Here is a 21,388-nt window from a genome sequence, read left to right on the forward strand (position 1 = left end):
TTTCAATATGAAGATTTCTCGCCGCCAATTTCTTACACGCAGCAGCCTAGCAGGAGCAATTACCTTAACGTCTGGTCATATCCTTGCACAGCAACGCCCTAAATTAGTTATTCCTCCTTTAATTGAAATGGGGAGAGGGCGCCCAATTAGGCTAGATTTTCGCCCTGCCCAAACACAGTTTAACGCAGGGCAATTGGTCGATATTTGGGGTGCAAATGGACGTTATCTTGCCCCTACAGTCAGGGTTAAGTCAGGTAGTTTTGCCAAGTTAAATTATGTCAATAACTTGCCGCAAGCCATTTCTATTAACGTTCAAGGTCTACTCGCTCCGACTGAAATGATTGGCTCAATGCAACGCAAATTAGCAAGCGGAGAAAGCTGGTCTCCTGTTGTTGCAATTCAACAAGCGGCGTGTACAGGCTGGTATCACGCAGAAACAATGCTACATTCAGCCTACCAGATTTATCGAGGATTAGCTGGACTGTGGATAATTGAAGATGAAAAAAGCAGAACGCCCACCCTTCCTCGCAAATATGGCGTAGACGATATTCCTCTTATTCTACAAGATCAACTCATCAGTAAAGAAGGCAAACAGCTACTAGATACACACGCATCACAATTTCTAGGCAACCGCCTTTTTGTGAATGGTCAAGAATCGCCTTATCTCAATGTGCCACGAGGCTGGGTAAGATTACGAATCGTGAACGCTTCACTTTCACGTCAATATGATCTACGACTAGATAATGGCAAACCATTGTGGCTCATTGCAACAGGAGCAGGTTTTCTTGCTGAACCACTCGAACAAATCTCTATCTCACTCGCTCCGTCTGAAAGAGCTGAATTATTGATTGATTTAAGTGACGGCGAAAAGGTCTCCCTGATAAGCGGTCAGATTCGGCACTTTTTTTACAAAATCGAACAGCTCTTTAGCGATCATAACGATTTACAAAATAACGTTGTTTTAGAATTACGCCCTGAGGGATTAGCCCCTGCATTTCGACCCTCAGTTCAACTGCCCCCTTTTGATGAAACAGATTTCCATCTAAGTATTAGTAATCAACGGACATTTTCTATTCGTCCGCTAGATTTTCTCATCAACAAACAACGCTTTGATCCCAAACGCATTGATTTTTCAGCTAAAAAAGGCACGGTTGAACGCTGGCATATTCATAGCTATTCAGCCATTGGTTTTACCTTACAAGGTGCGACATTTATTGTTGAAACCCGATCAGGAGAATCAGAACCTTACTCAAAATTGGCGTGGAGAGATACCGTGTGGATTGAAAAAGACGAAGAAATCACCCTGCTTGTCCGCTTTCAACATCTCGCCAATGAAAAATTGCCCTTTAGTTTTGGTGTTTCTGATTTTATGCTCCGAGACAGAGGCTGTATGGGACAATTTACCGTTGTAGAATAAATTAGAATAGCACTTAGGATTCAACCTCCGACATAGTGTTAAGCAAAAATATCAGAAAAATACCTTGATTTTTCGATTTAAATTCTTATCATCTCGCCCTTCTCGTTTTGGGTTCCCTCACCCCAAATTTATTAACAAAAAGGTATATAAAAATGCTATCTTATTTTTCTAGCGAACAAAAATATCGCTCACTAGTGCTATTGTCATTGTTCCATATTTTTATCATCACCATCAGTAACTACCTAGTTCAAATTCCATTTGAGATCTTGTTGCCTTTTGAATGGGGAGTCATCCCAACAACTTGGGGAACATTTAGCTTTCCTTTTATTTTTCTGGCAACGGATTTAACGGTTCGTGTTTTTGGTGCAACATTGGCTCGCAAAATTATTTTTGCCACAATGCTTCCTGCTCTTGCTATCAGCTATGTTATATCCGTCATTTTCTTTGAAGGAAGATTTCAAGGATTGACAATGCTCACTAGCTTTAACCTATTCGTCTTTCGAATCGCTCTTGCCAGCTTTTCAGGCTATATAGTCGGACAATTGCTAGACATTACTGTTTTTAACCGACTACGCCAAGGTAAAATCTGGTGGCTTGCCCCAGCAAGTTCAACACTCTTAGGCAGCTTTATTGACACTTTTGTATTTTTTGCGGTCGCATTTTACCAAAGTGATGACCCCTATATGGCAGAACATTGGTTTATTATTGGTGCAGTCGATTACGCATTTAAGCTACTCATAAGCCTACTTCTTTTCCTTCCGCTATACGGCATATTATTGAATTTCATCATAAAGAAATTTAAACTCGATTAGGATAAACAGTACTATGTAATAGTTGCACAAAGACCGTATAATTAAAACGGCTTAAGTTCTTACTTATCGAATTCGGTAAGGACTTTTTATTACGGCATAAAAACTATCAAAGCAGAAATTAAGCGAGCGGTTATTGCTGTTAAAAGAAAGACAAGAGAGATTAGCAAAAGGAATTAATGCTTCAACGTCACTGACGATACCTATCTTAATTACCAGTTTTGTATTAAAATTACTCAAATTTTTAATTTCGTATCACCGATCATGAACTATACCGAAGCTGCAATCGAACAAAAATTTATCCAAAAACTGATTGATTTAAAATACACGCACCGACCAGATATTACGGATAAAAAATCATTGGAGAAAAATTTCCGTGAGAAATTCGAGCGGTTAAATGGTGTGCACTTGACCGATAGTGAATTTGAACGGTTAAAATTGGATATCATTACGCCAGATGTTTTTGCTGCTGCAAAAATGTTGCGAGAAACACACACTTTTATTCGTGAAGATGATGTGCCGCTTCACTATACGCTGGTCAATATTAAAGATTGGTGTAAAAACGATTATGAAGTCATCAGCCAATTACGTATCAATACCGAAAATAGCCATCGCCGCTATGATGTGATTTTGCTGATTAATGGCATTCCTGTGGTGCAAATTGAGCTAAAAACCCTGCAAATCCCGCCGAAAAAAGCCATCGAGCAGATTATTGAATACAAAAACGACACAGGAAATGGCTACACGAACAGTTTGCTGTGCTTTATGCAGCTTTTTATCGTCAGTAACGAGAGCAGCACTTATTATTTTGCCAATAATCAAAACAAACATTTTGCCTTTGCTGCTGATGAACGCTTTTTGCCTGTATACCGTTTTGCTGATGAATCCAACCGTAAAATTAATCATTTAAGTGATTTTGCCGATAAATTTTTAGAAAAATGCACTTTAGGCAGAATGATTAGCCGCTATATGGTGCTGGTGGTAAGCGAACAAAAGCTGTTGATGATGCGTCCGTATCAGATTTATGCGGTAAAAGCGATTGTGGACTGCATCCAAGAAAATCGCGGTAATGGCTATATTTGGCATACCACAGGCTCGGGTAAAACACTGACTTCATTTAAAGCTGCTACTTTGCTAAAAGACAATCGTGATATTGATAAATGCCTATTTGTGGTAGATAGAAAAGACCTCGACCGCCAAACTCGAGAAGAATTTAACCGCTTCCAACAAGGTTGTGTAGAAGAAAATACTCATACGCATACTTTGGTAAACCGCCTGTTATCTAATCATTTTACCGATAAAGTGATTGTTACCACCATTCAAAAATTGGGCTTGGCACTCAAAGAAAATGGGGCGTACCGTCCCCAATTAAGCCGTCTGAAAAACAAACGAATGATCTTTATTTTTGACGAATGTCACCGCAGCCAGTTCGGTCAAAACCATCAGGCGATAAAAAACTTCTTTCCTAACTCACAACTATTTGGTTTCACAGGAACGCCCATTTTTGAAGAAAATGCCAGCTACAAACGCATTGACGGCACGGACGCTTCCTATCAAACCACAGAAGATATTTTTGAAAAGCAACTGCACGCCTACACCATTACCAACGCCATTGACGACGGCAATGTATTAAAATTCCACATTGATTATTACAAAGCTGAAAATACTAAAGGCATATTAGCAACCCACCCTGTCACCAAACAGGCAATTGTGGACTCCATTTTAAAAAAGCACGACACCGCCACAGGCGATCGCCGTTTTAATGCCCTTTTTGCTACCGCCTCCATCAATGATGCAGTGGAATATCAGCGTTTGTTTAAAGCAGCACAAGCCAAATTACAGGCAAGCAATCCCGATTTTGTGACGCTTAACATCGCTTGCGTCTTTTCGCCCCCAGCTGAAGGCGATAAAGACATCGCTCAAATTCAGGCAGATTTACCGCAAGAAGAGCAGGACAACAAAAATGACCCAAGCGGCAAAAAAGCAGCATTAAAAGCGATTATCGACGACTACAACAATCAATACGGCACTCACCACAGTATCAACGAATTTGACCAGTATTATCAAGATGTTCAAAAACGGATTAAAGATCACCAATATCCCGACAAACACTATCCACACCAAGACAAAATCGACATCACCATCGTCGTCGATATGTTGCTGACAGGTTTTGACAGCAAATACCTAAACACGCTGTACGTGGATAAAAACCTAAAATATCACGGCTTGATTCAAGCATTCTCCCGTACCAATCGAGTACTAAATGCCGCCAAACCGTATGGTAATATTTTGGATTTTCGGGGTCAGCAAGATCAGGTGGACGAAGCCATCAAACGCTTTTCAGGACAAGATCAAGAGCGAGCTAGAGAAATTTGGATTGTCGATCCTGCCGAAACCGTGATGGATAAACTACAAAAAACAATGAGCAAGCTGCAAGACTTTATGTCTTCGCACGGCTTAGCCTGTACGCCGTCGGAAGCCTACAATCTTAAGGGCGACACGGCACGGGCAGGCTTTATTAATCTGTTCAAAGAGGTACAACGTTGTAAAACCCAACTTGGGCAATACACCGATTTAAGCGAAGAACAGCAGCAAACCATCGAAGCCATTTTACCCGATGATACACAAAGAGCATTCAAAGGCGTGTATCTGGATATGGCACAGCAAATCAAATTGCAAAATCAGCAGAAAAACAGACCGCTTGCTCCAGAGCTGGAGCAGCTTGACTTTGAATTTGTGCTGTTTGCATCAGCGGTTATCGATTACGACTACATCATGAAGCTGATTGCCGACAACAGCATCAAGCCGAAAAAACAGCAAATGAGCCGTACTCAACTGGTTGAACTAATCGCTGCCAGCAGTGATTTAATGGACGAAAAAGACGACATCATCGCCTATATTGATAGCCTAAAAACAGGTGAAGCATTGAGCGAAAAAGAAGTCAAAGCAGGTTATCAGGCATTTAGACAGACAAAAAATAATGAAAAACTGACCGCTATTTCACAAAAATACGGCATTTTAGGCGAAACGTTGTCCGCTTTTGTTGGTGAGATTCTAAACCGAATGATTTTTGACGGCGAAAAACTCACCGACCTACTCGCACCTTTGGAGCTTAGCTGGAAAGAGCGTCGCATCAAAGAACTGGCCTTGATGGAAGAGCTTGTGCCATTGCTGAAAAATATGGCGAAAGGCAAAGAAATTTCAGGCTTAAAAGCGTATGAATAGGACTTTTCTTAAAATAAACCAGTTGCTTATTTTGAGAAAAAGGGTTTTCTCGAAATAACTCGCTATCTTATTTTGAGAAAAATGGGTTTCTCAAAATAATGGGGTGTGTTATTTTAAGAAAAATACAAAATTTTTGAGGCAGTACGATGACATCAACACAAAAAATAGAAGATTTTATCGCTGGCAAATGGCAAAACCGCTATCAATACAAAAGTTTTGAGCCAACCCATATCAATACCTCTTGGATATGGGAAGAGCCTAAAATCAATACGATGCTAGAGCGAGCGACCAAAGCTCTGGGCGAGCTGAATGCTTTTTCTTTAATCGTGCCAGATATTGACCTGTTCATTCAGATGCACATCACAAAAGAAGCACAAACATCCAGCAAAATTGAAGGTACACAAACCCAGCTTGATGAAGCCTTAATGCCCGAAGAACAGATCCAACCTGAAAAACGGGACGACTGGCGAGAAGTGCAAAATTACATCAAAGCGATGAACCAAGCTGTAGACAGTTTAAAAACACTCCCCCTGTCAAACCGCCTACTAAAAGAAACGCACCATACATTGATTAGTGGTACAAGAGGCAGAGAAAAGCTGCCTGGAGAATTTCGTAGCAGTCAAAACTGGATTGGCGGTTCCAGCTTAATGGATGCAGCATTTATTCCACCACATTATGACAACGTTGCTGAATTGATGGGCGATTTGGAATTATTTTGGCACAACGATGAGATTTTTGTTCCCCATCTTATCCGTATTGCAATTAGTCATTATCAATTTGAAACCATTCATCCATTTTTAGATGGCAATGGGCGTGTTGGGCGGTTATTGATTCCCTTGTATTTAATCAGCCACGGCGTGTTGGAAAAGCCCTCTTTTTATATTTCCGACTTTTTTGAACGCAACCGAGCCAGCTATTATGATGCCTTGATGGCAGTGCGTCTGCGTAATGATTTATTACACTGGGTGCTGTTTTTCTTAAATGGTGTGGAAGAGACGGCAAAAAAAGGTTGCCAGACATTTCGTCAAATTTTGGTGTTGCGGCAAGAAATGCAGGCAGCAGTAATGGCAATGGGCAAACGGGCGGAAATGGCGGATAGTCTGCTAAAGCTACTTTATACCCAACCTGTACAAACGGCACAAAGTGTCGAGCAAATTTTAGATATATCGCCATCTACGGCAAATACCTTACTAAAAGAGTTTGAAAAGGCAGGGATTTTGCAAGAAATCACGGGCAATAAACGCAGCCGCATGTATGCGATGATACGCTATTTGGGTATTTTTTGATCAACTAAAGAGCATAAATCAATGAACAAACAAGACAGCCACACAATCACCCCCAAACTGCGTTTTCCTGAGTTTCAGACAACACTTTGGAAAGAACAAAGTTTATCTACAATTGGAGACTCTTACAATGGATTATCTGGGAAAACGAAAGAAGATTTTGGCAAAGGGAAACTATATATTCAATATAAGCAAGTTTTTGCAAATTCAAAGATAGATGTATCCAATTGTGGCTTGGTGAATATTGCTCAACAATAGAACCAAAACAAAGTCCAATATGGCGATGTATTATTTACTACTTCTTCTGAAACTCCTGAAGAAGTTGGAATGTCATCTGTCTGTTTAAATCATATTAATGAATTATATTTAAATAGTTTTTGCTTCGGATTTAGACCGAAATCAGAAAAAATACTATATCCCAAGTTTTCACAATTTTTATTTAGAAATTATACATTTAGGTATAAGGTCATAAAATTAGCACAAGGAAGCACAAGATTTAATATTTCCAAATCTAAATTTGCTGATTTAAAAATTGCTTTACCCGAACTCGCCGAACAACAAAAAATTGCCGATTGTCTCTCTTCGCTTGATGAATTGATTGAATTACAGGAACAAAAACTTGCCGCCCTAAAACAGCATAAAAAAGGCTTGATGCAGCAATTATTCCCAAGCCACAATGACCTGCAAGCAAGCAAGCAAGCAAGCAAGCAAGCAAGCAAGCAAGCAAGCAAGCAAGCAAGCAAGCAAGCAAGCAAGCAAGCAAGCAAGCAAGCAAGCAACATAGTATATCCGAGGCTTAGATTTCCGCAATTTAAAAATTGTAACGGTTGGGAGGTTGTTGAGTTGAAGGACATTGCATTAATTAATCCGAAGAAAGAAAAATTACCTGATGATTTAGATATTAGCTTTCTTCCTATGTCGTTAGTGTCTGAATATGGGCAAGTAACTAGCTTTGAAACTAGAAAAGTTTATGAAGTTAAAAAAGGCTATACCTCATTTAAAAACAAAGACATTATTTTTGCAAAAATAACACCTTGCTTTGAAAATGGTAAAGCCGCATTGCTTGATGATTTAGAAAATGGTTATGGCTTTGGTAGTACAGAATTTCATATAATTAGATCTCAAAATAACTGTAACCCCAATTTCTTATTTTCTTACCTTTATTCAGACACCTTATTAACCAAAGGGGAAAAATCAATGACAGGCTCTGCTGGTCAGCAACGTGTACCAGCCCAATTTTTTGAGAACTATATAATTGCAGTTCCATCTACCGAAGAACAACAAGCCATCGCTGATTGCCTGTCATCATTAGATAGCCTGATTAGCGAACAAAACCAACAGATAAGTAACCTGAAAGTCCATAAAAAAGGCTTAATGCAGCAGTTGTTTCCATAATATATGAATTAAGTGAAATGAATATGTGGTTTGAAAATTTAAAACCTTTGCTTAAAGATATGCGTAAGAAAAAATGGGTCATCGAATCGTGGTTATTTTCTTACAATAAAATAGATACTATTGTTATTCTTGAACTATACGAAGATGGCGATAAAAAAACAAATGAACATTCATTGGCTGAAATTTCATTTTACAAGGTTGGGGGGAAGGAAAAATTAAGTGCTTATTTAGACTGGTATCAAGTTTATTTTCATAAAGCAACGGATTTTTATCGCTTTTTCAATATAGATAGGGATAATCCTAGCCGTGGGAGATCGGTTTTCCAGCATTTCTCAGAATATTTTGCCCAATTTATTCCAATACAAAAAAATATATCAAAAGATAAGCAGCAAAATAGCTTAATTATTTTTCATCTAAATAAACAATCGGGCGATGGACGGTATTGTTTTGCGATAAGAAGAAACCCCAATAAAAATGATGGCTCTATGGGAAAAAGAAGTTGTGTTAATAGAGACAAAGCAGAGTTACTTCGCCCAAATCTATTTGAAAAATACAAAAAGGACGAAAATATCAGCTTTTATTTTTCAGAAAATTCAGATAAAAGAAAAGTCAGATCAAGAAATTATGGCTAATTTTGCCAATAAGCAGTTTAATTAGGAACACTAATGACCCAAGAACAACTTAATCAATTAGGCAAAACCCTGTGGGCGATTGCCGATCAGCTTCGTGGAGCGATGAATGCTGATGATTTTCGTGATTATATGCTGTCGTTTTTGTTTTTACGCTACCTATCCGACAATTACGAGCTTGCCGCCCAAAAAGAACTGGATAAAGATTATCCAAAGTTTGCCAAAGAAGACAAACGCACGCCGCTTGCGGTGTGGTATGACGCAAACGCCGATTTTGTTGCTGATTTTGAAAAACAGATGCGTCGCAAAGTACATTATGTCATCAAGCCTGAATTTTTATGGGGCAGTGTTGCCGAGCTGGCACGTGTGCAGAGTAAAGAATTGCTCGATACCTTGCAGAGGGGGTTTAAATATATTGAAAACGAATCCTTTGAAAGCACGTTCGGCGGTTTGTTTTCTGAAATCAACCTAAATTCAGAAAAACTTGGCAAAAACTATGGTGAGCGTAACGCCAAATTGGCAGAAATTGTTAAACGTATTGCCGAAGGCATCAGCAAATTTTCTACCAACAGCGATGCGTTAGGTGATGCTTATGAATACCTAATTGCTCAATTTGCTTCGGGTTCGGGCAAAAAAGCAGGTGAATTCTACACGCCGCAACAGGTTTCCACCATTTTATCTCGCATTGTTACGCTAGACAGCCAAAACCCTGCCAGCGGTAACAAGACTAAATTGTATAATGTATTAGATTTTGCTTGTGGTTCAGGCTCTCTACTGCTCAATGTGCGTCATCAAATAGCACAGAACAACGGGCATATCGGCAAAATCTACGGTCAGGAAAAAAACATCACGACTTATAATTTGGCACGAATGAATATGTTGCTGCACGGCGTGAAAGATACGGAATTTGCTATTCATCACGGTGATTCTTTGCTCAATGATTGGGACGTATTAAACGAAACCAATCCTGCCAAAAAATTGACATTTGATGCCGTTGTTGCCAATCCCCCATTTAGCTACCGTTGGGAACCCAAAGAAGAGCTGGCAAACGATTTTCGCTTCAAAAACTATGGGCTAGCACCGAAGTCAGCAGCGGATTTTGCCTTTTTGCTGCACGGATTTCATTTTTTAAGCGATAACGGCACAATGGCGATTATTCTGCCACACGGCGTACTGTTTCGCAGTGGTGCGGAGGAAAAAATCCGTAAAAAATTACTAAAAGACGGGCATATTGATACGGTTATCGGGCTACCTGCCAATCTGTTTTATTCCACAGGCATTCCTGTTTGTATTTTGGTGCTGAAAAAATGTAAAAAAGATGACGATGTCCTGTTTATCAATGCTGCCGATGATTTTGAAAAAGGTAAACGACAAAACCGTTTAACCGATGAACATATTGATAAAATCGTCGATTATTACCAATTGCGCAAAGAAGAGCAAGGCTACGCCAGACGAGTTTCTATGCAAGAAATTGATGATAACGACGGCAACCTAAATATCGCTCGTTATGTCAGCAATGTTGTTGCAGAAGTTGAAATTGATTTGTCTGCCAACCATCAGGATTTAATGGCATTGAACGAAAAAATTAAAACAGCAACCGAAAAACATAATGCATTTTTAAAAGAGCTAGGACTGCCGCTTTTGCCTTAGCACTTTAGATACGTCTTAAATATTTAAATGGTATATTTCGCTAAATTGTGTATTTGCCCAACATTACGCCAACCAAGCAGCATTTATGTCGGATAGGCGTAGATAGTCTAGTGGCGAGGTATTGTTATTTATTTCTATTAATTTTTATTTGCGAGGAAATTATGAATTCTCTTTTTGATGTTGCACAGCGTTGGCTAAATCAAGATCCAGATACAGAAACACAAGCTGAACTAAAACAACTCATCGAATCCGCCAAAACAGGCGATGCAAAATCGCTGGCAGAATTGACCGCTCGCTTTGAGGGGCGTCTCCAATTTGGTACAGCTGGACTGCGTGGGCGATTACAGGCTGGATCAATGGGTATGAATCGTGTGTTGGTTGCTCAGGCTGCTGGTGGCTTTGCTGAATATTTAAAAAGCTATGATAAGCAACCATCAATTGTGATTGGCTATGATGGGCGTAAAAATTCTGATGTGTTCGCTCGTGATACGGCTGAAATTATGGCGGGTGCGGGTATTAAGACCTATTTACTGCCTCGTAAACTCCCAACGCCTGTTTTAGCTTATGCGATTAGCTATCTTGATGTGAGTGCTGGGGTGATGGTAACGGCAAGTCATAATCCGCCTGAAGATAACGGTTACAAAGTGTATTTAGGTCGAGCTAATGGCGGCGGTCAAATTGTTTCTCCTGCAGATAAAGATATTGCAGCGTTAATTGATAAAGTCGCTGCGGGAGATATCCGAGATTTAGCTCGTAGCCAAGATTTTACTGTGCTAAATGATGATGTAGTGGAAGCGTATATCAACAAGACTGCTTCGCTTGCGACTCAACCGAAAGCGGCGATTAATTATGTTTATACCGCAATGCACGGCGTAGGTTATGAAGTGTTGAGCAAAACTTTAGAGAAAGCAGGCTTATCACAACCACACCTTGTCGCAGCACAAATTCAGCCTGATGGTACATTTCCAACGGTCAATTTCCCTAATCCTGAAGAAAAAGGGGCGTTGGATTTAGCCATTGCGTTAGCAAAAGAGAAAAATGCGGAATTTATTATTGCCAATGATCCTGATGCGGATCGTCTTGCGGTCGCTGTGCCTGACGCCGAAGGTAACTGGAAACCTTTACACGGCAATGTTATCGGCTGTTATCTAGGTTGGTATTTAGCTCAACAATACCACACTCAAGGCAAAAAAGGTACGCTGGCTTGTTCGCTGGTTTCCTCGCCTGCACTGGCTGAAATTGCCAAGAAATATGGCTTTAAATCGGAAGAAACGCTCACTGGCTTTAAATACATTGGCAAGGTTGAAAATTTATTATTTGGCTTTGAAGAAGCACTTGGCTATTTAGTTGATCCCGATAAAGTCCGAGACAAAGACGGCATTTCGGCGGCAATTATGTTCCTTGATTTAATTTGCTCACTGAAAAAACAAGGTAAAACACTGGCTGACTATGCAACGGCATTCACTCAAGAATTTGGTGCTTATGTGAGTGGACAAATTTCCATACGAGTTGAGGATTTGGCTCAAATTAGTCGGTTAATGCAGGCTCTACGCACCACGCCGCCGACTGAAATTGGCAGTGTAAAAGTCTCACAATTTATTGATCACACAAAAACTGATCGCCAAAGTGATATTTTGGTCTTTGTGCTAGAAAATGGCAATCGTTTAATTGTTCGTCCCTCTGGCACAGAACCTAAAATCAAATTTTACCTTGATGTCCGTGGCACTGATCCTAAAAATGCTGAGCAAAATCTGACTCACTTTGAAACCAGTGTCAGAGAAATGCTAAATAATGCCCCTTATCGTGGCTAATTTTTTCTGATTTCTCGTCATTAATTTTTCGCCTCCAAAATGCAATATTCGCTTTTGGAGGCTTTTTGTAAAAGGCTGTGTCAAGTAACTATTTCGTTGATTACGTATTGTATGATATGTGGCTAGAGTGCCTCGAAGACGGCTCTAAAAATAGATATCAAGGTATGTTCTCATTTATTACTTTTTTTACGATTACAATTTTTACACAACATTTGTCCATTTCCCAACTCCGTTTTTCCGCCTTGCGACCACGGTGTGATGTGATCAGCTTCCATTTCACCTATTTCAAAGATTTTGTTGCAATCTGGACAAATACCGTTTTGACGTTCAAACATTGTTCGCTTATCCTTGTCAGTAAACGCTCTCAAACTCAAATATTTTTCTTCACCAGTCAAAACATAGGCATAGATGCCAGATTTTTTGCTTACTTCATCATCTTCCATTAGTGCCTTAATTTCGGTTTCAAGTGCAGTCGGATTCAAATCAGCCTCCTTAAATTGGTTGTAAAAATCCCCCCATTCTAGCCCTTTCATCTCTTTGCGATATTTTGGAAAGGTGTTTTTTACCCAATTAATCACACTTTCAAAATAACCCCATAGCTTCGTAGCGTGTTCATCGTGTTGATGTAGTGCCATATAGCTTTCAATGTTTTTATGTGGGTTGCCTTCACGGTCTTTTTCGGTGGGAAAAATCCAGGCTAAAGTCGTTTCTAAAATTTCCTGACGAATAGCTGATCCTTTCACATATTTATCACCGAGACTTGCTGCTACACAGCCTGTTTTGGAAAATTTGCGTTTTGCGTCAGAAAGCCACGATCCTGCGTACACTGCATTGCGCAGTTCTTGGTCGGTTAATTTTTCCCCCGCGATATTGATCGTTTTAAACCATTCTAACTTCTCAAAATCTGTGCCTTCGCATTGATACACAGTTAATTCATAGTCCAAAATTTGTTTTTGCTTATCATCTGTCAAATTATGGAAATACTGGAAATTGACTGAGAAATCTCCTTTTACATATTGGCAAATTGAAATGGTGCGTTGCTGACCGTCTAACACTTCAAATGTTCCATCATCACGTTTAACCCAATACATCACATTTAGCGGAAAACCTTTCATTACCGTATCAATCACGGCATTACGTTGAGTGTCTTTATAGACAAACTCACGTTGATATTTAGGACGAATATCTAGTTTCCCACCAAAACCTGTTACGCCATTTTCTTGGCTATCTTCGTAATTTTCAACTAAATCACGGATTGTTACTTTTGTTAAATCAATTTTCACTTTGCAAACTTTTCCTAAAAAATTACCGCTTGTGTTTAATTAAAATTCTGACATACGTTGGCTTACCATTTATTGCACCATCTTTATCCTTGATTAAACCGTGAGCTTTAAATGGTACATTTTCATTTTTCCTAAAATCGTTACTACTTAAAATCTCAAACTGCTCAGGGTTATATTTATCTAAAAAGGTAATCGGTACGCCCATTGCCCCGTTCCAATCTTTAGGAATGTCTTTTACTTTAGAAACTTCAATCGCATCGTAATTATCGTAGTGCGGATAATTTTCAGGCGAATAAGTTGCCCATAAATCCAACGTTTCGTGGCGTTTGGCGTGATCTAGGTTGGTGAACCAGCAACAATTTCTAAATTTAGCTAAGCGTTTTCCATTAATCTCAAAAATTTGAGTATTGGAATAACTATCAGGTACTTCAAAAAAAGCATTGCCTGCACTAAACCCGTTTCCTAACCAAATTTGGTTTTCTTTAATTAAGGCAAAAATTTCTTTATAAGTAATAGCATTCTGATTGCCAATAATCACAAACTTCTTCTCATATTCCATTAGTTGAGCTACATATTCACGAAATAGCGAAAAAGGGGGATTGGTAACGACAATATCGGCTTCTTTGAGCAGTTCCACACATTCTGGTGAACGAAAATCACCATTTTGTTGCAAGGGGATTTTTTGTAGATCAGAAAAATCTATTTTACCGTCTGCATTTAGATCTAACTCACGATCAAGCACCAATTTATATGTCTGGCGTTCAGCGTGAAAATGCGTTGCAATCAATTTCTTAATACCAAGAAAATTGAAATTTAAGGCAAAATAGCGGAAGAAATTACTTTCCTGCGGATCATCACAGTTGCAGAAAATAATCTTATCTTTGAAATGATGTTGATAGTGGCGTAACTCGTTTTCAATATCGACTAGTTGCGTATAAAACTCGTCATTTTTCTCACGATTGGCACGGTGAAGATTTTTATTGCCCGCCATTACGCCACCACCTTATTTTGAGGAATAAGGCCTGACAAGCAAGCGGTAAAATTTAGGCTAGTTGCGTTAAACATTATTTTGCTCCTCTTGAATAATATCAAGTTGTTTTTGGTTAATTATGATTTAAGTAGAAATACTAGTACATTTACAAAGATTATTAAGCCAATCATCGCCCTCGCCAAATAATATCACACTCCACTCGTACACTTTGATTGTCATTTTGCACACTTTGAAAGTGTCGATGTTTCAAGGTCTTTTTTAGTAACTCAAACAGTTGATGTGCCAGTTTTTCGTGATTTTGGCGGATAGAATGAATCTGAAAAGGTAACGCATTGAGTAAATCGTGATCGTCAAACGTGGCGAGATGAAGCGTTCCATTAAGCAATTTATCCATCTGCTGATGTTCTGTCAGATAACGGAGTACACCTTCAAGCAGTGTATAAGAGGCGGTCATAATCGCTTTTGGCAATCGACCCAATTGCTCTACCGCCTCTGCTAACATTTGATAACCAGCTTCTGGTTGATAATTTTTATGGATAATCCAATCTGATTGCAAAGGTAAATTTGCCTGCATTAGTCCTTGTTTAAACCCTGTTAAACGAGATTGGCTGGGTGAGAGTTCGAGTAATCCGCCCAAATAGAAAAATTCGGTTAATTGGTAAGTTTGCACCATTTTTGCCACCAATGCAGCCACGTTTGGCGTATCATTACTCACCACATAAGGCATATTGAGATTAGGGACGTAGCGATCGAGTAATAATAATGGCGTGTGTCGCACGATACTATGGTAATAATGCGGATCTTGGTGAGTCGGAGCGGTAACCAGCACATCAATCTGACGATTTAGCAGGCTTTCTATTGCTCGTTTTTCTTGATGGGGATTATCATCAGAACAGCTTATCACCAATTGCAGCCCACTTTCCCGACAAAGACGTTCAAGGGTTTTGGCAGTCAATGCAAAACCATAATTGGTTAAATCAGGAATGACTAAACCAATCACATTCGTCCGCTGAGCTTGCAACGCCTTGGCCGATGCATTGGCTCGATAACCGTGCTGTTTTGCGATCGCTTCGACCCGCTTACAGGTTTCAGGCTTAATCCGAAACTGTTTACCTTGCCCATTTAAAATCATACTGACCGTTGTTTTTGATACGCCGCTTAGTCGTGCAATATCATTTAGAGTAATACGTTTATGCTGTTCCATCTTTCTCTGCTTTAGCGAATTTGAATAGGCTGCACTTGAGCAACTATTGCACTCAACAAGCGGTTACTTTCTATAATATTTTCACGATTAGCAATAAAAAAACGAGAAGTTAGCACTTTTTCGCCACCATTCACAAAAATTTCTACCACAGAGCGATCAAAGAAAATCTCAAGTTGTACTAAATGTGCAATTTCACAATGACGGAGGCTGCCAAAGCCAGCCATTAACTCCGTTTGCTCAGTATGTGTACGATCAAGCGTCAATAATCCCTTCTCATAACGCACAGTGAGTACTTGCCCTTGCGAATTACGAAAGAAATTCAACTCAAGCGGTTCGTTTTCAGGGAAAATTTGCAAATAACTGCAATCAAGATTGGAGATTGCAATTTTTTCGGTTAATTCGACCGCTTGTTTATGACTTAATTTAACTATTGGTTTTTGAATAATTCGCTCATTTTTTATTGCCAATTGGCGAGGCAAGCTTAACAGAGAATGCCATTTAAACTTATCGGTAGGGTAGGTTATATCAGGCAATCCCACCCAACCAAACAGAATGCACTCGGAGTGCTGCACCGTTTGAGGAGCATAAAAGTCAAAGCCATAGTCCAGTTCTTCAATATACTCCGTCTGTAAGCGGTTTCCATTAAGGGAGCCGAGTGCATAAGTGGCGTGATAATTATTTTGGAAACGATAGCGTTCCCGCCGCTTGCCCTGTGGCGACCACATAAAAACCGTTTTGTCCGCTAGCTGAAATAAATCAGGACATTCCCACATAAAGACGTTGCTGTTATCAACATCTTGCACAGCAAATTCCGATAGCAATTTTGGGAGACTATCAAGATCGTCCATTTCATAAAGCAAACAAGTCCCTGTCAAATTTTCACGTTGTGCTCCCAATACAAAACGAATTTTTCCGTCCTCTGTAATAAAAGGTTTCGGATCACGAACGTGTTCCGTATAACCGACAGGTGCACGATCCAAAATACAACGCTTTTCCAGCAGTTTTCCAGACTTGTCAAAAATCGCAATGTTTTGATGTGGCACACGTTGATTGTCGTCTGATCTGCGCGTGTTACCCGTATAGAAAGCCACAATCTTATCCTGCCACAAGATTGATCCACCAGAGTAGCAACCGTGCGATTCAAATAGTTGTTCAGGAATTAAGCGGTCTGCTTTGTGAAAAATGTTGAAATCTGAGGTAACGAAATGCTCCCAGTGCTTCATTCCGTGTATGGCATCATAGGGGAACCACTGTGCGAAAATATGATAATGCTGACCATCGAAAACCAGCCCATTCGGATCATTAAATAAACCTGTACTGGGTGCGAGATGATAAGTTGGATAAAAATCCTTATCCTTGAGAACCTCACTGCGAATTGCCGCCAGCTCCCCAGCTTGTTGAGCGTGTAAACTTTTATATTTACCGTTGTTGAAAATGTGCATAAAACCCCACAAAAAATAAGCAAACAAGCTAAGCCAAAAACGCCTTCAGTTGTATTTTTTTGTTAGTGCGGATATTGCCGCCTTTGGTGATTATGGCTAATGTACCTGAAGCAATTAATCGTAAAAAAGGATAGTAGCTAAATCGATTTAGTTTTGCAATTTCAGGCTAAAATTTATTATTTTTGCAAAAATTACAGGAAAAATAACCGCTTAATTTGAGTTAATCTAAACCACTTAACATCGCCAGTACGACTATTGATGATTTTTCTGCCGCAACAGGTAAAAATTCATCAAATGAAAGATGTGATTGTTTATCTGCCACGTCAGAAATCGCTCGAACGACCACAAACGGAACGCCAAATGCGTGGCAAACTTGAGCAATCGAAGCCGCTTCCATTTCAACGGCGGCAACGGTCGGAAAATCTTGGCGAATTGTCGCAATCATATCAGTACCATTCACAAATAAATCCCCACTACAAATCATACCCAGTACGCTATTAAATCCTGCTCGTTGTGTTTCTTTTTGTGCAATTTCAACTAGCTGTGCATTGGGTAAAAAAGCAGGTGGATTAGCGGGCAATTGCCCTTTTTCATAACCAAATGCTGTTACATCGACATCGTGATGGCGAACTTCGCTAGAAATAACAATATCGCCTACGTTTAATTGACTATCTAATCCGCCAGCCGAGCCTGTATTAATCACCATATTTGGCTTCGCTAATTGTAATAACAAGGTGGTTCCTATTGCTGCTGCTGTTTTACCAATGCCTGATTGCAGCAGGGCAACTTCAGTATTATTGATTTTTCCTTCATAAATTTTACACCCTGCAATATCTGTAATTTTAGAGTCTACCATATAACTTTTTAAAATGGCGACTTCTTGCTCCATTGCACCAATAATGCCTACTTTCATCTTTATTCTCCGATAATGTGTCTCATTGATAATCTAAATGATATTAATAATGGGGGGGCGGTACTTCTTCAGCTCGAGTTGCCACCTGACTGGCGGCAACACCATTTAATTTTTCTGCCAAATGACGCACTTGATTTTGTAATTTCTCAACCGTAAATTGCTGATGAACTAACGCCTGATTGAGTTCTTCAATGGTGTGATCTTGGAACGCTATTCTCGTTTCAAGATCAACGAGATACTGCTGAATAAGTTCAAGATTTTGCTGCATATCATATAAAAAAGGTTGTATTAAAAAGGAATACACTTTACCCTATCGTTTCTCGTTTTTACACTCTTTTCAAGGAAATTTTATGTTAAAAACTCCACTTTCACGCACCGCTGTTGTGATTGGTGCAATGTTTGCTGCACAATTTGCAACTGCGGATAGCTCAACCCCTGAATCTAAATTGACGCCTGAATTTGTTGAACAATCTTCTTATGCCGTTGGCGTATTAATGGGGAAAAATATTGAAGGTATTGTTGAATCGCAAAAAGAATTTTTCTCTTACAATCAAGACAAAATTCTGTCTGGCGTGCAAGATACATTGAAGAAAACAGGCAAATTGACTGATGAAGAGTTGCAAAAACAGCTCCACGCTTTAGATGCTTACTTGCAGCAGCAACAAGCGAAAATCCAAGCTGAAAAAGATAAAACAACCATTGAAGCAGGCGATAAATTCCGTGCAGATTACGAGAAGAAAGCAGGCGTGAAAAAGACTGCTTCAGGCTTATTATATAAAATTGAAAAAGCAGGCGAAGGAGCTTCTCCAAAAGCCACAGACAAAGTTAAAGTGCATTATAAAGGCACGCTAACTGATGGCACTGTTTTTGATAGCTCTTATGAACGTGGCGAGCCAATTGAATTCCAGCTTAACCAGTTGATTCCTGCTTGGGTAGAAGCTATTCCAATGTTGAAGAAAGGGGGAAAAATGGAAATCGTTGTTCCGCCATCGCTCGGCTATGGCGAGCGTCAAGCAGGGAAAATTCCTGCTAATGCAACACTGAAATTTGAAATTGAGCTGCTTGATTTTAACGCAGCGAAATAATTTAACTAGAAGTAATTTAACTAAAGGTTTGCAAATTTTTCGTTAAAATGAACCGCTTGCAAACCTTGATTTTTTAGACTTATGAGCTATACATTCACTCCATTTTCTGATGAAGATCACGCCATTTTAGCGTCTTATTTTCCTGTTGTTGATGGTATTGCGGCATTACTTGGGGAAAATTGCGAAATCGTGTTGCATTCACTTGAATTTCTTGAACATTCAGCAATTTATATCGTTAATGGACACAATACCGATCGTGAAATTGGTTCGCCAGTAACTGATAGAGCCCTTCGATCACTACATCAAATGCAAACTGATAGTGTCTCAAAACCTTATTTTACTAGGGCGAAAGGCGGTGTGTTGATGAAATCAATTACTATCGCCATTCGTAATGCTAAACAACAACCCATTGGGCTAATTTGTATAAACATTAATCTAGATGTGCCTGTTTCACAATTTTTAAATACCTTTATTGCTCCCCAAGAAACCGAAAGTACGGTTAATTTTGCGAGTTCTGTAGAAGATTTGGTGAGTCAAACCATAGAAAGCACGATTGAAGCCATCAGTAATAATCGCAATGTGGCAAACAATAGTAAAAATCGGCAAATTGTCATTGAGTTATTTGAGAAAGGAATTTTTGATATCAAAGACGCGATCAATCAAGTCGCAGAAAGGCTCAATATTTCTCGCCATACCGTTTATTTGTATATTCGGCAAATCAAACAGGATAATGAATGAAGTATGTTTTAGCGATTAAACAAGGTGGATTTGGATCACAGGCAGCATTTCTGGCCTATCAAGTTGCACAAGCATTACTAGACGGTGGACACAAAATTAGCCAAATATTCTTTTTCCAAGATGGCGTGCTGAATGCCAATAATTTCAATAATCCAGCTAGCGATGAAATTGATTTAACGACATTGTGGAGTAAATTAGCTAAAAATCATAACTTGGCATTACATCTCTGTGTTTCCGCCGCACAACGTCGTGGCGTGGTAGAGCAAAATCTCGCTCAAGGGTTTACTCTTGCAGGTTTAGGGGAATTTAGCCAAGCCATCTTCACTACAGATAGATTACTGACCTTTTAAGTGATGAAACGATATAAACTTGCTGTGATTTTTACTCAACCGCCTTTTGGTAATACCAGTAGCCGAGAGGGGTTAGATGCACTGTTGGCTGCCAGTGCGTTTTGTAATGAAGATGAGATTGCTGTTTGTTTTATGCACGATGGCGTATTTAATTTGCTTGCCGATCAAGCACCACAGCATATTTTACAAAAAGACCATATTGCTATGTTTAAATTATTAGATTTGTATGATTTAAATGAGCGATTTATCTGCCAAGAATCGATTAATCAACGCCAACTTCATTCTGCGATCTGGCTGCTGAATGACGTAAAATCGGTATCAACAAATGCCTTATTTGATCTGCTACGCAATGCAGAAAAAATACTCACGTTTTAAGATAAGTCTCCTATTTCAAGTGGTTGATTTGAGGAAAAACAATGCTCTATACCTTTTCTAAAGCCTATTATGACTGGCACGAACTACAAGCCATACTAGATAACGTTAATCCAGAAGATTGCATTGTTCTATGGCAAGATGGCGTATTGCAAGCGGTCAAATACCCTGAAATTTTTGCAAATTTACCTGTTTATCTACTGGCAAATGACGTAATGGCAAGAGGACTTTGCTCACACCCTGCTATCAAGGATTATCCAAAACTCTCGCTAAAGGAATTTGTCGAGTTCACGGTGCGTTTTTTTCCACAATTTGCACTTTAATTATCAATTAACCATCTAAAAATTTCCTAATCCACCTCTCTACCTGATGAAAATTCGCCCAAAACTACAATAGATTTACATAAAATGTTAAGGGCTTCACATTTTTGAACACAGTTGGTTGATAGAACCAGCCTTTCTGTTTATAGTCAATTTCACTTTAATCTACGTTTAACCCTCATTAGGAGAATAACGATGAAAATTATGGCTGTATGCGGACACGGGATTGGAAGCAGTTTTATGATGGAGATGAACATTAAAAAAGTGCTGCCTAAAATTGGCATTGAGGCAGAAGTTGAACATACCGACTTAGCTTCCGTCAATGAAAATGATGCTGATGTTTTTGTAATGGGAAAAGATATTGCAGAAAGCTCATCGCTACCCAAAGAAAAAGTAGTCGTCGTAACCAATATTATCAGTGCTACAGAATTTGAAGAAAAACTGACCGCTTATTTTAACCGCACATAATGG

The 21,388-nt window shown here is 39.3% G+C and carries 21 protein-coding genes; 15 read left to right on the forward strand and 6 right to left on the reverse strand.

Annotation, left to right across the window (positions count from 1 at the left end):
- Positions 1-7: 7 nt before the first annotated feature.
- The 9 genes from EV693_RS07075 to EV693_RS07115 all read left to right on the forward strand — a co-directional run bounded on the left by EV693_RS07075 (position 8) and on the right by EV693_RS07115 (position 12,219).
- Positions 8-1,417 carry a multicopper oxidase domain-containing protein gene (locus EV693_RS07075; protein ID WP_132501666.1) on the forward strand — a complete coding sequence of 470 codons (1,410 nt, stop codon included), beginning with the start codon at positions 8-10 and terminating at the stop codon, positions 1,415-1,417.
- A 152-nt stretch (positions 1,418-1,569) separates the two neighbouring features.
- Positions 1,570-2,229 (forward strand): 7-cyano-7-deazaguanine/7-aminomethyl-7-deazaguanine transporter, encoded by a 660-nt coding sequence (locus EV693_RS07080; RefSeq protein WP_132501667.1) that lies wholly within the window; start codon positions 1,570-1,572, stop codon positions 2,227-2,229.
- Positions 2,230-2,490: 261 nt separating this feature from the next.
- The gene (locus EV693_RS07085; RefSeq protein ID WP_132501668.1) at positions 2,491-5,451 is read left to right on the forward strand and encodes a type I restriction endonuclease subunit R; all 2,961 of its coding nucleotides are present in this window, start codon (positions 2,491-2,493) and stop codon (positions 5,449-5,451) included.
- 146 nt (positions 5,452-5,597) lie between these two features.
- Entirely contained in the window at positions 5,598-6,737 is a 1,140-nt protein-coding gene (locus EV693_RS07090; RefSeq protein ID WP_132501669.1) for a Fic family protein, read from the forward strand.
- 21 nt (positions 6,738-6,758) lie between these two features.
- Positions 6,759-6,992, forward strand: coding sequence for a hypothetical protein (locus tag EV693_RS07095; protein ID WP_132501670.1), 234 nt, complete (start codon positions 6,759-6,761; stop codon positions 6,990-6,992).
- A 69-nt stretch (positions 6,993-7,061) separates the two neighbouring features.
- Positions 7,062-8,129: a restriction endonuclease subunit S gene (locus tag EV693_RS07100; protein WP_132501671.1), complete on the forward strand. Its 1,068-nt coding sequence runs from the start codon at positions 7,062-7,064 to the stop codon at positions 8,127-8,129.
- A gap of 17 nt (positions 8,130-8,146) precedes the next feature.
- Positions 8,147-8,761 (forward strand): DUF6037 family protein, encoded by a 615-nt coding sequence (locus EV693_RS07105; RefSeq protein ID WP_132501672.1) that lies wholly within the window; start codon positions 8,147-8,149, stop codon positions 8,759-8,761.
- Positions 8,762-8,794: 33 nt separating this feature from the next.
- Positions 8,795-10,408, forward strand: a complete 1,614-nt coding sequence (locus EV693_RS07110) for a type I restriction-modification system subunit M (RefSeq protein WP_132501673.1) — start codon at positions 8,795-8,797, stop codon at positions 10,406-10,408.
- A 161-nt stretch (positions 10,409-10,569) separates the two neighbouring features.
- Positions 10,570-12,219, forward strand: a complete 1,650-nt coding sequence (locus tag EV693_RS07115) for a phospho-sugar mutase (protein ID WP_132501674.1) — start codon at positions 10,570-10,572, stop codon at positions 12,217-12,219.
- A gap of 170 nt (positions 12,220-12,389) precedes the next feature.
- On the opposite strand, the gene EV693_RS07120 is transcribed toward EV693_RS07115, so the two are convergent.
- The 6 genes from EV693_RS07120 to EV693_RS07145 all read right to left on the reverse strand — a co-directional run bounded on the left by EV693_RS07120 (position 12,390) and on the right by EV693_RS07145 (position 18,320).
- The gene (locus EV693_RS07120; RefSeq protein WP_132501675.1) at positions 12,390-13,502 is read right to left on the reverse strand and encodes a GmrSD restriction endonuclease domain-containing protein; all 1,113 of its coding nucleotides are present in this window, start codon (positions 13,500-13,502) and stop codon (positions 12,390-12,392) included.
- Between the two features lie 22 nt (positions 13,503-13,524).
- On the reverse strand, positions 13,525-14,493 hold the full coding sequence (locus EV693_RS07125; RefSeq protein WP_132501676.1) for an adenine-specific methyltransferase EcoRI family protein: 969 nt from the start codon (positions 14,491-14,493) through the stop codon (positions 13,525-13,527).
- Between the two features lie 166 nt (positions 14,494-14,659).
- Positions 14,660-15,697, reverse strand: a complete 1,038-nt coding sequence (locus tag EV693_RS07130) for a LacI family DNA-binding transcriptional regulator (protein WP_132501677.1) — start codon at positions 15,695-15,697, stop codon at positions 14,660-14,662.
- A gap of 11 nt (positions 15,698-15,708) precedes the next feature.
- Entirely contained in the window at positions 15,709-17,139 is a 1,431-nt protein-coding gene (locus tag EV693_RS07135) for a glycoside hydrolase family 32 protein (protein WP_132501678.1), read from the reverse strand.
- Positions 17,140-17,359: 220 nt separating this feature from the next.
- The gene (gene mtnN / locus EV693_RS07140; RefSeq protein WP_207906490.1) at positions 17,360-18,052 is read right to left on the reverse strand and encodes a 5'-methylthioadenosine/S-adenosylhomocysteine nucleosidase; all 693 of its coding nucleotides are present in this window, start codon (positions 18,050-18,052) and stop codon (positions 17,360-17,362) included.
- Between the two features lie 43 nt (positions 18,053-18,095).
- The gene (locus tag EV693_RS07145; RefSeq protein ID WP_132501696.1) at positions 18,096-18,320 is read right to left on the reverse strand and encodes a SlyX family protein; all 225 of its coding nucleotides are present in this window, start codon (positions 18,318-18,320) and stop codon (positions 18,096-18,098) included.
- Between the two features lie 82 nt (positions 18,321-18,402).
- Here EV693_RS07145 and fkpA point away from each other — a divergent pair, with 82 nt between their 5' ends.
- From fkpA to EV693_RS07175, 6 genes are all read left to right on the forward strand, one after another.
- On the forward strand, positions 18,403-19,137 hold the full coding sequence (fkpA, locus tag EV693_RS07150) for an FKBP-type peptidyl-prolyl cis-trans isomerase (protein WP_132501680.1): 735 nt from the start codon (positions 18,403-18,405) through the stop codon (positions 19,135-19,137).
- Positions 19,138-19,218: 81 nt separating this feature from the next.
- Positions 19,219-19,875, forward strand: a complete 657-nt coding sequence (locus EV693_RS07155; protein WP_132501681.1) for a helix-turn-helix transcriptional regulator — start codon at positions 19,219-19,221, stop codon at positions 19,873-19,875.
- On the forward strand, positions 19,872-20,225 hold the full coding sequence (gene tusD, locus EV693_RS07160; protein WP_132501682.1) for a sulfurtransferase complex subunit TusD: 354 nt from the start codon (positions 19,872-19,874) through the stop codon (positions 20,223-20,225). Before EV693_RS07155 ends, tusD begins: the two co-directional genes overlap by 4 nt.
- A 3-nt stretch (positions 20,226-20,228) precedes the next feature.
- Positions 20,229-20,600 carry a sulfurtransferase complex subunit TusC gene (gene tusC, locus EV693_RS07165; protein WP_132501683.1) on the forward strand — a complete coding sequence of 124 codons (372 nt, stop codon included), beginning with the start codon at positions 20,229-20,231 and terminating at the stop codon, positions 20,598-20,600.
- Positions 20,601-20,641: 41 nt separating this feature from the next.
- On the forward strand, positions 20,642-20,920 hold the full coding sequence (locus EV693_RS07170) for a DsrH/TusB family sulfur relay protein (protein WP_132501684.1): 279 nt from the start codon (positions 20,642-20,644) through the stop codon (positions 20,918-20,920).
- Between the two features lie 192 nt (positions 20,921-21,112).
- On the forward strand, positions 21,113-21,385 hold the full coding sequence (locus tag EV693_RS07175) for a PTS sugar transporter subunit IIB (RefSeq protein ID WP_132501685.1): 273 nt from the start codon (positions 21,113-21,115) through the stop codon (positions 21,383-21,385).
- The last annotated feature ends 3 nt before the right edge of the window (positions 21,386-21,388 follow it).

Origin of the sequence: Nicoletella semolina (genome assembly GCF_004345745.1) — a bacterium.
GTDB classification, from domain to species: domain Bacteria; phylum Pseudomonadota; class Gammaproteobacteria; order Enterobacterales; family Pasteurellaceae; genus Nicoletella; species Nicoletella semolina.

Bases quoted from the DNA above. Each gene is read 5' to 3' on its own strand.
- EV693_RS07075 (WP_132501666.1), top strand. From the start codon at position 8: ATGAAGATTTCTCGCCGCCAATTTCTTACACGCAGCAGCCTAGCAGGA.
- EV693_RS07080 (WP_132501667.1), top strand. From the start codon at position 1,570: ATGCTATCTTATTTTTCTAGCGAACAAAAATATCGCTCACTAGTGCTA.
- EV693_RS07085 (WP_132501668.1), top strand. From the start codon at position 2,491: ATGAACTATACCGAAGCTGCAATCGAACAAAAATTTATCCAAAAACTG.
- EV693_RS07090 (WP_132501669.1), top strand. From the start codon at position 5,598: ATGACATCAACACAAAAAATAGAAGATTTTATCGCTGGCAAATGGCAA.
- EV693_RS07095 (WP_132501670.1), top strand. From the start codon at position 6,759: ATGAACAAACAAGACAGCCACACAATCACCCCCAAACTGCGTTTTCCT.
- EV693_RS07100 (WP_132501671.1), top strand. From the start codon at position 7,062: ATGTCATCTGTCTGTTTAAATCATATTAATGAATTATATTTAAATAGT.
- EV693_RS07105 (WP_132501672.1), top strand. From the start codon at position 8,147: ATGAATATGTGGTTTGAAAATTTAAAACCTTTGCTTAAAGATATGCGT.
- EV693_RS07110 (WP_132501673.1), top strand. From the start codon at position 8,795: ATGACCCAAGAACAACTTAATCAATTAGGCAAAACCCTGTGGGCGATT.
- EV693_RS07115 (WP_132501674.1), top strand. From the start codon at position 10,570: ATGAATTCTCTTTTTGATGTTGCACAGCGTTGGCTAAATCAAGATCCA.
- EV693_RS07125 (WP_132501676.1), bottom strand. From the start codon at position 14,493: ATGGCGGGCAATAAAAATCTTCACCGTGCCAATCGTGAGAAAAATGAC.
- EV693_RS07130 (WP_132501677.1), bottom strand. From the start codon at position 15,697: ATGGAACAGCATAAACGTATTACTCTAAATGATATTGCACGACTAAGC.
- EV693_RS07135 (WP_132501678.1), bottom strand. From the start codon at position 17,139: ATGCACATTTTCAACAACGGTAAATATAAAAGTTTACACGCTCAACAA.
- mtnN (WP_207906490.1), bottom strand. From the start codon at position 18,052: ATGAAAGTAGGCATTATTGGTGCAATGGAGCAAGAAGTCGCCATTTTA.
- EV693_RS07145 (WP_132501696.1), bottom strand. From the start codon at position 18,320: ATGCAGCAAAATCTTGAACTTATTCAGCAGTATCTCGTTGATCTTGAA.
- fkpA (WP_132501680.1), top strand. From the start codon at position 18,403: ATGTTAAAAACTCCACTTTCACGCACCGCTGTTGTGATTGGTGCAATG.
- EV693_RS07155 (WP_132501681.1), top strand. From the start codon at position 19,219: ATGAGCTATACATTCACTCCATTTTCTGATGAAGATCACGCCATTTTA.
- tusD (WP_132501682.1), top strand. From the start codon at position 19,872: ATGAAGTATGTTTTAGCGATTAAACAAGGTGGATTTGGATCACAGGCA.
- tusC (WP_132501683.1), top strand. From the start codon at position 20,229: ATGAAACGATATAAACTTGCTGTGATTTTTACTCAACCGCCTTTTGGT.
- EV693_RS07170 (WP_132501684.1), top strand. From the start codon at position 20,642: ATGCTCTATACCTTTTCTAAAGCCTATTATGACTGGCACGAACTACAA.
- EV693_RS07175 (WP_132501685.1), top strand. From the start codon at position 21,113: ATGAAAATTATGGCTGTATGCGGACACGGGATTGGAAGCAGTTTTATG.